The 15,574-nt window shown below is 51.9% G+C and carries 4 protein-coding genes and 1 pseudogene; 2 read left to right on the top strand and 3 right to left on the bottom strand.

The window, feature by feature from the left end:
- Nucleotides 1–37 precede the first annotated feature (37 nt).
- The 3 genes and pseudogenes from OGY18_RS16765 to OGY18_RS16755 form a co-directional block, all read right to left on the bottom strand.
- Nucleotides 38–9,359: pseudogene (locus tag OGY18_RS16765) on the bottom strand (autotransporter outer membrane beta-barrel domain-containing protein).
- A 196-nt stretch (nt 9,360–9,555) separates the two neighbouring features.
- A complete protein-coding gene (locus tag OGY18_RS16760) occupies nt 9,556–10,134 on the bottom strand; it encodes a LuxR C-terminal-related transcriptional regulator (protein ID WP_003831151.1) in 579 nt (192 codons plus the stop codon).
- 617 nt (nt 10,135–10,751) lie between these two features.
- A complete protein-coding gene (locus OGY18_RS16755; protein ID WP_286553687.1) occupies nt 10,752–11,927 on the bottom strand; it encodes a coiled-coil domain-containing protein in 1,176 nt (391 codons plus the stop codon).
- A 299-nt stretch (nt 11,928–12,226) separates the two neighbouring features.
- On the opposite strand from OGY18_RS16755, the gene OGY18_RS16750 reads away from it, so the two are divergent.
- Nucleotides 12,227–13,309 carry a YncE family protein gene (locus tag OGY18_RS16750; RefSeq protein ID WP_286553685.1) on the top strand — a complete coding sequence of 361 codons (1,083 nt, stop codon included), beginning with the start codon at nt 12,227–12,229 and terminating at the stop codon, nt 13,307–13,309.
- Nucleotides 13,310–13,398: 89 nt separating this feature from the next.
- Nucleotides 13,399–15,567: a TonB-dependent receptor gene (locus tag OGY18_RS16745; RefSeq protein ID WP_435658656.1), complete on the top strand. Its 2,169-nt coding sequence runs from the start codon at nt 13,399–13,401 to the stop codon at nt 15,565–15,567.
- Nucleotides 15,568–15,574 lie beyond the last annotated feature (7 nt).

The following is a 15,574-nucleotide window of genomic DNA, read 5'->3' as shown; positions in this document are numbered from 1 at the left end:
CCCCCTGCAGAACAGGGGGCTGGCGAGTTATGTCTGCTTAGAACGATTTCTTAAAGCCGATAGAGGCATTGACCGGGGCTTCTACCTGCGACTTACTGCCGCCGTTGCTGAATTGCGTACCCAGCTCACCGTAGACCTGCAGGTTTCTGTCGATAGACCATGACAGGCCGGCTGCAACTTCAGTGCTGGAGTACTGCTGTGAAGATTCCAGCGTAGTGGTGGCTACCGCATTGCTAAAGTGCGTTTTGTCTTTTGAACCCAGACCCTGCCAGACGTTAACCCTGCCGTACGGCTGGAATTTGCCATGGTTGGTGTCATAGTCAGCGACCAGACGCACGCCCAGACGCGCGGTAAAGGAATCCGCGGTATCCATTTTCACTTTCGTTGGGGTCACACCATCCAGCGTGCTGTTATCAAAGTCGCTGTACTGGTAGATCAACTGAGCCTGAGGTTCCAGACTCCATGCGCTGGCACCTAAACGGAACGATTTACCTACCTCTGTCGACGCCGTCAGCGTGTTGCCTCTGACGGTATACGAGCCGTTGTTACCGGTCGCCGCCAGGCGGGATTTATGGTTACCGTACTGCAGGACGTTATCAACATACATATCGTCACCCGAGAACCAGGTCGCATAGCCACCGACGTAAAATGCGTTGTCGTCGATGTTACCGCCTTTGCCATCGCTGCCTGTCTTGGTGCCTTTCACGTTGCTGTCGATATCAAGGATGCTGGTATACATCCCGGCTTTCCAGCTTTCGTTAGCATACATATCAACGCCGACCTGAATGCCCATGGTATGGGAGCTGGTTTGTGTACCGGCCGCGTCATCCAGTTTGGTTTTACCGGAGTAGCCAATCATTCTTGCCCACGCGCGATTGTCTTCATCAATGCCCGGTTTAACCTCGTCACCCATACGTTGATGCATGTTACCCAACAGGCTAATATCACCCTGACGTACGACGCTGGCGAGGCCAGAATACAGCATGGTTTCTGGACGGTATTCACTTCTCAGATACCAGTTTTCACCCAGGCCTTGAGCATTGCCCGCATGCAGTTGGTACTCAAACGCACCTGCAGCCATACGATCGGCGGCAAGATGGAAGGCATCCCGCGACGTTTGTGCGGTGGTGGTTGCGCCATTGAGCGCTGTCACCACTTCGATACCATCCCCAATGGTCGGCGCGCCGAGACCAGAACCATCGACATCCAGCAGCGTGCTACCGCTGGCTTTACCGCCATCGATAATCAGACGGTCGGCAATGCCTGCGCCGCTACCATTCTGGATAGCCGCCATGTTGATAGTCCCTTTTTCGCCGGTGTAATCCCCTTTGACCGTTAAGGTTGTGCCAGTCTGCTGACCGATGAGCGAGACATCGCCACCGTTGCTCAGGCCTGCTACCGTTTGGTTGTAACCCTGAGTGTTCAACGTGGTGTCTGCGACCACATAGTGGTGAGATGCGCTACTCAGGGTGTTGGTATTACCCGCTTGCAACACGCCGTTGGCGATCAACGTCGCGCCGCTGTAGCTGTTTTCACCTTGCAGCTCGGTAATGCCGCTACCGGTCTGATGCAACTGGCCTTTACCACTGATATTGCCGGTCAGCGCCAGGGTATCGCCACGATTGACGTTGAGTACGCCGTTATCAACGACATCCCCCTGAATGCTGCCGATATCACCGCCGTTACCCAGCTGTAAAACACCTTGTTCGATGGTGGTGCCACCGGTGTAGGTGTTATCCAGCGTCAGGGTGAGGGAGCCTTTACCGGTTTTGGTCAGTTGACCGTTACCCTCGACTTCAGTCAGCAGAGAAACGTCATGCCCGTTGGTGTCGAATGTCCCGCCTCCGGATTCCAGTGTCACCTGACGGGCAGTATCAAACGCTTCGCCATACTTCAGCGTACCGCCATTAAAGGTAATTCCCGTATCTGCCGCACCCAGGTTGGTATCGCCCGCTACCTGCAGCGTCCCGGAGGTGATGGTCGTTCCACCGCTGTAGGTGTTGTCGCCCGTGAGGATCAGGGTACCGAGATCGCCTTTATTCAGGCCACCGGTACCACGGATAACGCTGTCGATAGTCGCGGTGTAGTTGGCGCCGTCTACTGTGCCATCGCCAACGCGAATCAGGGTGTTGGCCGTATCGGTGGTAATGGCTTCGCCGCCCACGCGATAACCATCGGTGGCGAACTGCGCGCCGCTAATCGATGACGTCGCCTTTGCTGTTATCGACGGTCACGTTGCCTGCTTCACCCTGGAAGATGGCAAACGCGGCATCGGTAAACGGTGCGTTCAGCGCGCCTTCCGGCGTTGATTCATCGGTAGTCCAGTTGTCGTTACCCTGGCTGGATTGCCAGATACCGTCGCCGCCGTTGATGACGCCGTTGTTTTTCAGCTCGCCATTCTCACCACCGGTGCCGTCCCAGAAGCGCAGCGTCAGTCCGGCGTGGTTGACCAGGTTGACCTGATTTTTCACCGATGTCTGCACGTACAGGCTGTCAGCCGCTTCCGGCGCGTTAGCAATATCCATCACATTGTTGGTCAATGTGCCGGTGTAGTTGATGACGCGATAGACGCCGACATCAAAGCTGCCGCCCGGTGAGGTTTCAATGTTGAGCTTACCGTCAAGCGTCAGATCGCCGTTTACGTCAATCAAGTCGTTGAAGGCACCGCCCGGGGTGTAAGCCTGACCAAACTGATAATCCAGCTGTGCGTTATCATTGAGCGTCAGCGAACCGGTAGTCAGTTTACCCACGCTGTTGATGGCCGCACCTGCGGTAATATGAGCGTCGTCCAGCACATCAACCGCGCCGCCAATAATCCCGTTACCGCCGAGCGTTGCCCCGGATTTCACTGTCACCTGGCCGGTAGCCGCAGACTGATTACCGTTGACCAGCAGTATGCCTTCATTGACGTCCGTGGTGCCGGTGTAAGTATTGTCGCCGGTCAACGTTAACGTACCGTCACCGATTTTCACCAGACTACCGTCGTTGCCGCTGATAATGCCGCTGATGGTGTCATCAAGATGCAGATTACCCAGCGACAGCTCTTTATTGCCCAGTTCGACATTACCTGCGCCGGACAAGGAGCCGATCGATGTTGCGCTGTCGACTGCGTTGATATCGACCTTACCGCCCGCCAGGTTTTTAACGACGGTATTTTCTGCCATCGTCTGGTCAGCAAAGGTCATCAGTCCGCTGTTGTTCACGGTGGCATTGCCGCCGCTGGCGTCTTCTTCCAGCGCCAGAGTACTGTCTTTTGACACGTTAACCGTCGCGTTGCCCGCGGTGGCGTTGTTGGTTAACACCGCTTTCGCCGTGCCCGTCAGGTTCAGCATTGCGCTCGCTGCGGTGACGTTATCTGCCAGCGTTAACAGGCTGTCGGCGATGTTCATGGTCAGGGATTTCAGGCTGGTATCTGTCCCGCTGACATTGAGCGTCGCGCCCTTATTGACGTTCACGGTGCTGCTTTCATTACTGCCAAAGGCTCCGGTTTTGCTGACGTTGACCGTCACATTGTTGGCGTTTCCGGTACCGGCAATTTCTGTGTCGCCTTTGTAGCTGTTTGCGCGGTCGAGCGACAAGGTGCTGCCCGCATCGCTAGAGCTACTGGTGACTTTCAGTTTACCGTCGCCGGTAATCTCCCCGGTTGGCGTGAAGTGGTGCGAATTGAGATCGAACACCGCTGCGTTCTCATTCGCTCCCAGCTCAATGGTGCGATTGCTGGTCAGGTCCGCGCCCAGTTGCAGCGTTGAACCGTTATTGATTGCCAGGTCAGTTCCGCTCTGGCCGAGATTGCTGTCGGAGGAGATCTGCAACGTGCCGCCATCAATGCGTGTGCCGCCGCGATACTCGTTATCGCCGCTGAGGATCAGACGGCCAAGGTCGGTTTTCACCAGCGTCAGCTTGTCAGCAGTACTGGCTTCGCGGATAACAGACTCAATGGTCGCGGTATAGTTTTGCCCCGCGCCACCGGCGCCAACGCGCAGCAGCAGTTCGCCAGTTCCCGGCGTCTGGCCTGCGTGGGTCGCGTTTTCCGTGGTGGCATACGCGTTAAGCGCATCGCCTTTAACGACATAGCCATCGGCATCAAACTGTGCCCCGGAGAAGTTAACTTCTCCCGCGGCGTTGTCCACGGTAACTGTACCGCCTTTGGTGGTGAAGACGGCGAAGGACTTCTGTGCCCAAGGGGCGTTACCTTCACCGGTTGCGGTGGTCCAGTTGTTATCACCCTGGCTGCCGATTGCCATCCATTTGCCATCGCCACCGTCAATTTTGTTGTCGCCTTCAATGCCCGACGCGCCGTGGCTCTGATTGACGGTTGCGCCGTCCCAGAACTGCAGGGTAACGCCGTTGGCGTTCACCAGGTTGACCTGTTTGTCGATGGAGGTCTGGACAAAAATATTGCTCTTGTCCTGGCTATCCGGTATCGCGCCTAATTCCAGCGTCTGGTTATCCAGCGTGCCGCCGTAGTTATAGATACGGTAAACGCCCGGTCCGAAGTTACCGCCCTGTGAAGTGGTGACATCCAGAGTCCCGTCCAGTTGCAGATCGCCTGCGACGTTAATCAGATCGTTTAGCGCGCCGCCTGGCGTATAGGCCTGACCCAGTTCGAAAGCGGAAGTCGTTTTGCTACCAAGCTGCAGATTACCGTTAATGGATAACGTACCCGCACCACCGTCACCGGCGCTGAGGGTCGTGGCATCGTTCATCAGCACGTTGCCGCCGATAGTGCCATTACCGCCAAGTGTGGACGTGCCGCTAACGGTGGTGGCACCGCGCGCCGCGCTTTGATCGCCATTCACCAGCAGCGTGCCGTTGGTAACGGTGGTGTCGCCGGTGTAGATGTTGTTACCGTTCAGACGGGTAATGCCGCCGCCGATTTGCTGCAGCGCGCCAATACCGGAGATCACGCCGTTGAGCAACACGGTGTTGGCGCGATTAATCGCCAATATGCCGTTGTCGATAATGTCAGACACGGCGCTGACTTCGCCTGTATTTCCACCGTCACCCAACTGCAGCGTACCGGTTTGAGCGATAGTGGTAGAGCCGGTGTAGGTATTGTTAGCGGTGAAGACCGTGGTGCCGCCCGCTGCACGTTCAAATTTTCCGTTGCCGCTGATGATACCGCGATAAATTTGCGCCGCTGAAGCATCACCCTGGGTATCGAAGATAACCCGGCTGCCTGCGCCCTGGGTCGTAACATTGTAATCGCCAATGCTTGCGGCAGTACTGGTCGGCTCGACGTGGTCGCCGGTGCTCAGGGTTGCGCCATTGTTTACGGCAATGGTTTTGCTTGCCAGCGTCAGGTTTTCTACGACGCGGACATCTGCGTTTGAGCCGCTGATGGTCAGCGAATCCCAGCCGGTGCCGATGTTGGTGCCAGTGGTCAGGTTGTCGCTTGCCAGCGTACCAATCTTCGCACCTTTCGTATCTGTGAAGGTGAGGGCGTTGCCGCTACCTGCTTCAGTAGTGATGTGGCGTGTTTTATCCAGCGTCACATTGCCGATGTTGGCTTTATTGTTACCGCCAGTACCGGCGAAATTCACTTCGCCAGCATAGGTGCCGCTACGCCAGTTAAAGATGTCCGCACCTTCGCCGGTATTGATTACGCCGCTGGTTACACCGCCGCTGATATCAATGGTGTCATTGCCTTTGCCGGACTGAATGGCCACGGCCGTGTCGTTGATGGCCTGCAGGGTTCCCGTGTTGGTAATGGTTTTACTGCTGTCGCCGCTGGCGTCAATCACCGGTGAGGTGGTGCTGGCAGAAATAATCTTGCCGCTGTTGTTCAATTTTGTAATATTTTTTGCAATGATCGCCGAACCGCCTGCGCTGTCATGCACGTTGATGTCGGCATTGGTGGTGACATTACCGTTGGTGTTAGCACGGATACCGCTACCTTCGCCGTTCAGTACCTCAATGGTATAGCCTTTGCCGATGGTCAGATCGCCCGTCACCGAACCGCCATTGCGTTGTTCAAAGGCAAAGCCGGTACCTTTCCCGTTGACGTTGAGGATATTGTTCAGCCCGTCATTCATGTTCAGCGCCACGCTAGTCCGAATCCCCTGACCATTGTTGGCATTGATGGTCACGTCGTTGAGCGTGATATCGGTGTTGTTGGCATCGTTCTGAATACCTGCACCCGTACCCAATGCGCTGATGGAAACTCCTCTGGCGGTCAAAGAGCCTGCGCCCGCATCCCGACGAATACCATCGGCCGTACCATTGGTCGTGATGGCATCGCCGGCATCACCGGTAATACTCAGGCTTGCACCATTGGTCAGCAGAACCCCTGCGGTTCCATCATCAACGGCTACCTGGCCCAGTCTTTTTATCTGGGCGCTGGCACCTGAAGCCAGTACGCCAATACCGTTGCTGACATGCAGGGCTCTGGAAGAGTTGTTAGTTAAGCTCCCGCCTTCTTGCACATCAACGCCGATGCTGTTTACGCTGTCCAGATCGATAACCGATTTGGTGTTGAGGATCAGGTTACCCAGATTCCTCGCCACATAGGCGATAACCTTGTTGCCGCTAGCTTCAGAGGTAATGCTGGCATCAGAGGTGAGGGTTGTCTCCACCGTTTTACCCTGTTCGGAGCCGTTTAAATTATGCCCCTTGCCGTCAACAATCCCGGCAGTGGTTCCTACACCGGTCAAATTGATGATGGTTTTATCGCTAATATTACCGCTTGCGCCGCCTTCAATCACAATGGCAGTTGCGCCCATCCCCCCAATGTTGAATGTCGCTTCACCGGTGACAACGTCAGTACCTTTCCCTGTACCCAGTACACCAACAGAGTTGTTACCGCTGAGTGATAGTTTAAGATCGGAGTAAGCTCCGCTCACGGGGTCCTTACTGTTACCGGCAAATTTGGCGCCCTCAGCAACACGGAAGATAGTGGTATTAATCTGACCATTATCATTCATCTCCGTCTTGCCAATGTTAGCGACAGCATTGGAGCCGTATAAAAAGTAGCCTATCTGGTCGGTGCTGTTAAATACAGGGCTACTGTCGTTATTGATATTCGCCGTCGCACTGCCACGAACGTGCACCCCGATGTCCCCGGTGCCCTTCAGCGTAATACCGGAAGAGATATCCGCAATCGCCTGCTTTCCAGCGGAGCCTTCAACCCAAATAGCGTAGTTACGCTCGTTGATACTACCTTCACCGTTCACTGTAATTTGACCGGCCTGGCTGGTGGTGACTTTGGCATCCGAGCTGTCTGCACGAACATGAATGCCAATATTACTTTTGCCGTTAACATTAATTTGGCCGTCATTACGAATAGTTTGACCAGCATTTGCGCCGCTGTTATGCACCGACATCCCGTAGTTTGACAGTCCGGATGTCGCACCATTAACTGAGATTTCGCCGGAGTTGATAACATTCCCGCTCGCACCAGCGACCAGTAAGCCGGCTGCGTTACGTACGCCGGTTCCGAGGGTAATTTTCCCTTCGTTAGTCACAGTCCCTGCGCCGCGCACATGGATACCTGCGCTGAGGTTAGCGCCGCCAGTCAATTCGACATCCTGTGCGGTGTTAGAACCATCACGACCGAGATAAATCGTGGCGTCAGTACTGTTAGTGAAATTGGCATTTTCAGCCACTTCAACGCCATAAGCGGTACCTTTCCCGAAGGAGGCGCCGTTGGCGTTACCGTCCACCACATTGATCGTTTTGTTGTTAACCCCGGTTGAGTCTCCTGACAACAGCATCCCAATGGCCAGCGTAATTGGCGTTGTTACCGTGGTATTGGTATCCCACGGGTTGGCCGCAGAGGCGGTACCATAGTTACCTGTTGTGACAGCCTGGTTTATGATGCCATCGTTGGTGACAGTACTGGTCCCTTTGCCCTGCATACCGATAGCGCCGTAGCTATTAACAGCCTGTCGTCTATCTTTATCGATGAACAAACCGGAGTTGATGGTGCCGGTGTTGGTTGCCGTAGCATTTTCCGCCAGCATACCAATCGCCAGACTGTGGCCTGTGGAAGTACGCAGTGCGTTGAGGGAACCCTGGTTAGTAATGACAGCGCCATCTGCGCCTTTCATCACGCCATTAATGCTGCCATCTACCGCCAGCACAGAATCTTTGGTCACAGTGCCGGTCGCACCCGCGCCATGCGCGTATACGGCGTGCAGCTCGGTATTACCGATCGTGGCGTTATTGGTATGGCTTTTACCATCCTTCCAGACCTGGTATTGCCAATCAACCGAGCCGGTTACGGTATCGGATTGCAAAACGCTGCTAATCAGATCCGCATACCAATCTTCAACGTCTTTGAGCGACATCGTGCCGCGATTGGCATCCAGCATCAGCTGTAGTTGACTGACCTTTTGCCCCTGCGAATTTAAAACCGTTGCATCACTTTCGCCCAGCAGCCAGTCGTTAAGATCGCCCAGTTCCTGAGTATTGGTGATATCAAACTCCTGAGTGCCGGTTTTCACTGCATCACCGTTGCTATCGTATCCGTAGGTATCGATAGTCAATACTTTGCCGAACTGGTCCATTGTCTGAGAACCGTTAAATGTTTCGTTCGGGACGACGGGGGCGGCGCCAAAAGAGATGTAGTTATCGGAAATCCAGTTAACCTTGCTGCCTGTACCGCTGGCTTCAAGCAAGGCGCTATTTTTGGCAAGGAGTTTGATGGTGTTTTCTGCATCGCGGGCATTTTTCTGATCGTTACCAATGTTCAGATTGGCCGTCGAACCGTCGCTGGCCTGCGCAATGCCAAAGTTGTTGTAGATTTTAGAAAGGGTTGAGTCATAGGTATTTAACGTTATGCCATCTAACGGAGTTTCGGTCAGATAGCGAACCAGTTCATCGGTGTTGTAGACCTGCATAGCCGCAGGGGTTTCTAATGCAGGATCGATGATAGGAATTTCTTTATCTTGCGAAGGTGTCGTTGATGGCTGGTTGAAGTAATACTTTTTCAGATCTTCAACTTCGGTAATCGGGGTGCTAACGCCCCCAATGTTCGCCGTGAGCGTAATCTTCTTTTGCTCTAGCAACTGCTCAATAGTGGCTGATTCGACCAGCCCGGTTTGGCCTTGTTCAATTTTCGGCAATACGCCAGTGACGTTTAACACTGCACCGTTAGTGGCGTTCTTGTAGAGGAAGCCATCATTGTGGATGTCGTCGTTCGTGCCCGGTTGAATAACAATATTGTTATAATCAACGGAAATATCATGATCGCCAGTTTCATCCGCCATAACAAGCGGAGAGGTGCTGAGTAATGCCCCCGCTGCCAATACTGCAACCGTTTTACGCGAGCTGCTTTTTTTCTTTCCTTTAGTTAATTCAGAAACGACCACCCAGATACCGAGCGCCGCGTTCCAAATAATGCTGTAAACTTTGTTCATATATAACCCTCGTCTACATTCCTGTTATGCATGTGTTAATACATTGAGTTGTTGGCTATGGTTGGCACGCGGATGTGCTACCCGGTAATAGATTTTTGGGAATAGGGTTTCCTTCCGTGCGATGCGGAATTAAAAAGCGAGTCGAAAGAAAACCTTTTTAAATAATAACCGTGATAATTGTCCTTAAATAAGTCAGTTACGGCTGGCTATAGTGGGAAATGGTGTACTTGAGCCGGGTGTTATTTTTGCCGAGTTTTCTGGCAATATTGCTTTTGTACGCCCCGATGGTTTTTTCACTTTTTTGTGATGCCCCGGCGATTTGTGTCAGTGACCATCCTCGGGCAAGCATCATCATTACGTTGAATTCGTTTGCTGTGATCTTGTTTTGTAATGCTTTGATATTATGTTGGTTATTGTTCTTTGTGATACGTGTAACGGTATGGTGTAGCCGATCAAGACTGGTATCTTGATCAAGAAACAGCATGTTCTTCCCACAAACGGTTTGAAAAAGAGTAAAAGTAGCTTCATCTGCCAAAACAATAATTTTGGTGACAGGTCGTAAAGCCATGTTGCGGATAATCCTGGCATATTTTAAAAAATCTGATTTGTCAGGATTAATGATGATGCAATCCGTTTCATAAGGAAGCATTTTGACAGCAGATAGCGTCTGGGAGGAGTAATACGCGATATCAATATATAATGATGAGCCACGTAGGATTTCTCGCATGCCTAGCCAAGGGTAAATTGAGTCACCCAAAAAAATAGCCTTTGACATAACGATCTCCTTGAAATTTTGGTGCAAGCAGCCGCCTCTTTTTGTAGGTTAAAAAAGAGTTTCTTGCGACGCGTGAAATGTTAATTAAATCTCGTATAACGTTCTGTGCTGTGAACGTATCCTTATTAATTCCAGATTAAACAGATATTTTCTGTATTTATTAGAATCATTAACTATTCTTAAAGTAGATATTACACTTTGTTAAAATTTAAGATAAATCGTTTATTTCAGCTCTGCGTAAATGATTGATAGATTTCGCTTATGAATCGCGTGAATAATGATTGAGTGATTACTATAAAGACAGGGTATTCCTATCCATTTTGGAGGGGATTTATATGAAAAACATTATATTTCAGATGGATACCCGTTTTTCTTAATGGGCTTACTGGTTGGTAGGAGAATTCTTAATCAAGACCAGGACAAAGAGAAGGGGCGTCGAGGGGAAGAGAGAAATATCGCTAAATTTGCAGTTATCGACCTGAAACTCGAGTATTCAGGTTGATAATTCTTAGTGTTGTGAATTTTTTAGGGAATTATCCTATTTTTGGCTTTTTGTGCTTAATTTTAAAAACTCACTTGAAGAGGTTATTTTTTCTGATTGCTATTGCTGATAGGGCTTAGCCCGCCAACAGTTCCTGTTCAACCTGATGCACCTGCTGTTCCAGCGTATTGCGGATTTCCGTAAGCGCCCGTTGTTGATCGGAGAAGTAGGCTTCTTTATCTGTCACGGAGGTGGCAAGCCGCCAGGCGTTCTCGGCTTCCAGTTCGGTAATCTCTTTGAGCAGCGCGTTAATTTGTTCTCTGAGCTGCTGTATTTTGCTGCGTAAATGCTGCAAATCGTTCAATCGGTCACTCGCCATCATCGGTTCGAGGCCGCTTTGCAATTGAGTCAGTAGCGCCCGGACGGTGGCAAGATCGGCATTTTGGCGCGCCTGGTTAAGCTGCACCATCATCTGATGCGCCTTCTCTTTCAGATCATCGGCTACCACGTCCGGGTGGCAAAGACGGCTGGCCTGACGCCACAGGCGTTTTAACTCATTACGTTCATCAGAGGAAAGCCGCTGGTCACGGCTAAAACGATGCTGTGCATCCTGCTGCTGCTCCTGATATTCATCATATTCATGGCTGGCCTCTTCCTGTGCCCGACGGGTTGCGCTGTCGTCCTGGCGAGAAAAGTCGTTTTCCAGCTCACGAATCTCCGCCAGCAGGGCGGTAATCAGTTCAGTTTGCTGCTGAATACGTTGGCGTGTTTCCACCGATTCGCGCGAATCTGAATTCTGGTTCATCCAGTGCTGCTTGAGCCTGGCCAGTTGATCAACAGCCTGGGAAATATAGTGCTGACAGGATTGATAGTCTTTTTCCCGGCGTTTTCGCTCTGCTTCCTGTTTGCGCTGGGCGCTGGCGGCGAGCTGTTTACGCAGTTCGAGGATGCGGCTCATCAGCGGTCCAAGACGAAGGTGATACAGATCGTTGAAATCATCGAGGATTTGAATGCGCGTGTTGCGCTTATCGATCAGGTCACGCAGCTGTGTTTCGAGCGCTTTGAGTTCCAGCTTACTGGCGGCAATGGCTGGATCCTGCCACGCAGAGACTGCTCGTTGAGATTGCAGCCAGGCCGATATTTCACGCAGGGCATCACTAAAGCGTCGTTCTTCGATCGCCTGCACAATGGTGCCAGGTACGACTGACAAAGGCTCATTTTTAAGATGCGCCACCTGCTGGAAAATAATCTCCTCATCTTCCAGTTCAATAGCGCTTTTGACGATTTCCAGTCGTTTGATGATCTTATTCATGACAGTCGTTGCCTGGCCTGGCTAAAAAACGAGTGGCTGAAGTACAACAGGTTCACCCGTTTGAAAATGTTAGAAAAACAGTAAAGCGCATTCTGTGGCCTGCGATGCCTTTTCGTCCAGAATAATTCACTGTAATTATGAAAAACCGGAAGTCGCGCGCACCTGTCTGCATCTTCAAACCTCTGTTTCATGTTTTTTACTCTCGGGTAATTATTCTTGATTCAGTAAAGATAATGCGTATAGTTCTCATTCTCTTTTGTTATTAACTCCCTGTATTACTTCTGGTAAGGATCCCGACAATGAAAAAAACAACATCCGCGCTGGCATTGCTGATTGCTGCGGCGTTAAGCGGTTGTGCGGCGCATACCACGCCAGCCAGCAACGCCAGCGTTACGGAAAAAACAGCGCAACCTGCCGTCAGTGATGTGCAACAACGCGCGCTGGCGGATGGGTTATATGAAATGGCGCTTAGCCCGGCAGGAGATGCGTTGTACGTTGCCAGCGCCGAAGGATTTAAAGATGTGCAGGGCGGCGTGGTTTACAAGCTGGATCCAAAAACGCTTAAAACGCTCGGCTTGAGTCATACCGATATGAAAAACTTTGGTATGGCTATCTCGCCGGACGGTAAAACAGTGTATGTCACCAACTCACTGGATGGTGGCCTGAGCGCGCTGAATACCGCTGACGGCAAAGTGAAAAATCGCGTACTGTTCCCGGAACGTAACCCAGAAGGTTTCCCGTATGGTGCGCGCCAGGTGCTGCTGCATAACGGTTTGCTCTATATTGGTGCCGTGGCGGATCCGGCGGTGATTTGGGTGGTTGACGCTGAAACCCTGAAGCTAAAAACCCGCATTAAAAATACGGGCAAATGGATGACCGGACTGCATTATTCAGAAGTGACGCAGCGAATTTATGCAGCTAACGGCGGCGGTGAAATTCTCGTTATCAACCCGCGTAATCAGCGCGTAGAAAAACGCTGGCAACCGCTGGGAGAACAACCTGCGCTGTTGCTGAATATGGCGGAGGACGCACAAACGGGTCGCCTGTTTGTCACCGACAACTCGAAAGCGAAGACTACCCTGGTGCTGGATATCCATACTGGTAACCTGCTGAAAAAATTGGATGTGGGTGATTCGCTGGCGGTGAAATTCAACGCAAAACGCAACGAAATCTATATTACCCAGCGTGATTCAGGGAAATTACTCAGCTTGAATGCGACCGATTACAGCGTGAAGAAAAGCTGGGACTTACCGCCTAACCCTAACAGCCTGCTGCTCTCGGCGGATGGGCAAACCCTGTTTGTTACCGTGAAACAGAAATTTAATAAAGACCACTCCACCTCTGCGCCAGATAACGTGGTGCGTATCGATCTGAATAAATAATAACAACATGTTGCCGGGGGGCCCTCCGGCAACGTCGTCAGACTTTTAATGGCATGGCTATGGACAACACTAAAACATACGCACACTTAATGAGAAAAACTGTGCTGGCCGCTACTATTGGCGCGCTTTCCGGCACGGTGAATGCTGCTGAGACCCCCACAGAAGCGGAAGAGACCATTGTGGTACAGGCTGCAGAGAGAAGTGATTTTAAACCCGGTGGAGATACGTTACTGCCCGCTTTTCTCGACGGTCAGGTTGCTAATGGCGGCAGGCTGGGGATGCTTGGTCAGCAAAATGCCATGGATGTACCATTTAACGTTATAAGCTACACCTCAAAACTGGTCGAAGATCAGCAAGCTAAGACCGTTGCCGATGTTGTCGCCAATGACGCGAGCGTGCAGGCGGTACAAGGCTACGGTAACTATGCAGAGACATACCGTATTCGCGGTCTGAAACTTGACGGCGATGATATGACCTTTGGTGGATTATCTGGTGTGCTGCCGCGTCAGGTGGTGGATACGCAGATGATCGATCGTGTTGAAATCTTTAAAGGCGCGAATGGATTACTCAATGGCGCTGCCGGTAGCGGCGTTGGCGGAATGATTAATCTTGAACCCAAGCATGCAGACGATACGCCGATCACACGCCTCGGTATGGATTACACCAGTGACTCACAGGTGGGAACGTCGCTCGATGCCGGACGCCGTTTTGGGGACAATAACCAGTTCGGTGCCCGTGTGAATCTGTTGCATCGTGAAGGGGAGGGGGCGGTTGATGACGATAAACGTCGTACCACGCTGGCATCGCTGGGACTGGATTACCGCGGCGACCGTTTCCGCAGTTCATTAGACGTTGGGTATCAGAAAAAGACGTTTCACGGTGGCAACATGGGGATCAATATTTACTATGTGCCATTTGTCCCCGATCTACCGAAAAATACGCACAACTATAGCCAGAGATGGGGTTATAGCGATATTGAGAATGAGTTCGGGATGGCGCGCACGGAATATGATCTGACCGAGAACTGGACCGCTTATGCCGGTTTAGGTGCGCAGCACGCGCATGAGATTGGCTTGTACAGCGCTCCGGAAATATACAACCAGGCCGGTGATGCGAAAGCCGGACGCTTAGATACCAATCGTATTATTGATGCGTTCAGCGGGATGGCAGGACTGCGCGGGAATTTTGATACGGGTTTTGTGTCGCATAAGGTTAACGTAGGTTATTCCGCCGTCACTAAAGAAGACAAAATCGCCTGGCGCATGGGGTCACGTGCCGCGCGCCCGGACGTCAATATCTACGATACGCAGAATGTACCAAAACCGGCGGTGACGGCGACGGGAGGCAACTATAGCGATCCGCTAACCAGTGGGCGTACGCGTAGTCAGGGGTGGTTACTCAGCGATACGTTGGGTCTGCTTGATGATCAGCTTCTGTTTACCGTCGGCGCGCGCCACCAAAAGGTCGTGGTGCGTGATTACAACAAAGAAACTGGCGCTGAAAACGTTAAGAACAGTTTTGACGACAGCCGCTGGATGCCGACGTACGGTGTTGTATACAAGCCGTGGCAGGAACTCTCCCTATACGCGAACCATACCGAATCGTTACAGCCAGGCAGCACCGCGCCAAGCAGTGCAGTGAACTACGGTCAAAGCACCGGAATCATCCATGCAAAACAGAATGAGGTTGGGGTCAAAACAGACTTTGGACGTGTAGGCGGTTCACTGGCGCTGTTTGAAATCAAAATGCCGGTCGCACAGTTGGATAGCCAGACCCGGTATTACGCAATCAACGGCGAGCAGCGTAACCGTGGTGTGGAGCTGAATGTTTTTGGTGAGCCGATGTTAGGACTGCGGCTGAATGCCAGTGCAACGTGGCTGGATGCGACGCTCAGTAAAAATCAAAACGGTGTCAACGACGGTAAGACGGCAATCGGCGTACCGGACTTCTATGCGGTGCTGGGTGCTGAATATGATATTAAACCTGTTGAAGGACTCACCGCGACGGCGCGGCTGAACCATTCTGGTGCTCAATATGCCAACGCGGCAAATACCAAGAAACTCGACAGTTTTACCACACTGGATTTAGGTGTGCGTTACCGTATGTCACTCAATCAAAACCAGAATCAGATGATTTTGCGTGCAGGGGTTGATAACGTCACCAACGAGAATTATTGGTCAGGTATTGATGATACCGGGACTTATCTGTTCCAGGGTGAGCCGCGCACGCTGAAGGTTTCCGTCAGTTACGACTTCTGATTTTTCT

Source organism: Citrobacter sp. Cpo142 (assembly GCF_030332425.1).
GTDB classification, from domain to species: domain Bacteria; phylum Pseudomonadota; class Gammaproteobacteria; order Enterobacterales; family Enterobacteriaceae; genus Citrobacter; species Citrobacter portucalensis.
Note: the sequence above shows the minus strand (reverse complement) of the source record. Positions and strands in the feature narration are given on the sequence as shown.

Excerpts from the sequence above, each read along its gene's own strand:
- OGY18_RS16760 (WP_003831151.1), bottom strand. The coding sequence starts at position 10,134 with ATGTCAAAGGCTATTTTTTTGGGTGACTCAATTTACCCTTGGCTAGGC.
- OGY18_RS16755 (WP_286553687.1), bottom strand. The coding sequence starts at position 11,927 with ATGAATAAGATCATCAAACGACTGGAAATCGTCAAAAGCGCTATTGAA.
- OGY18_RS16750 (WP_286553685.1), top strand. The coding sequence starts at position 12,227 with ATGAAAAAAACAACATCCGCGCTGGCATTGCTGATTGCTGCGGCGTTA.
- OGY18_RS16745 (WP_435658656.1), top strand. The coding sequence starts at position 13,399 with ATGAGAAAAACTGTGCTGGCCGCTACTATTGGCGCGCTTTCCGGCACG.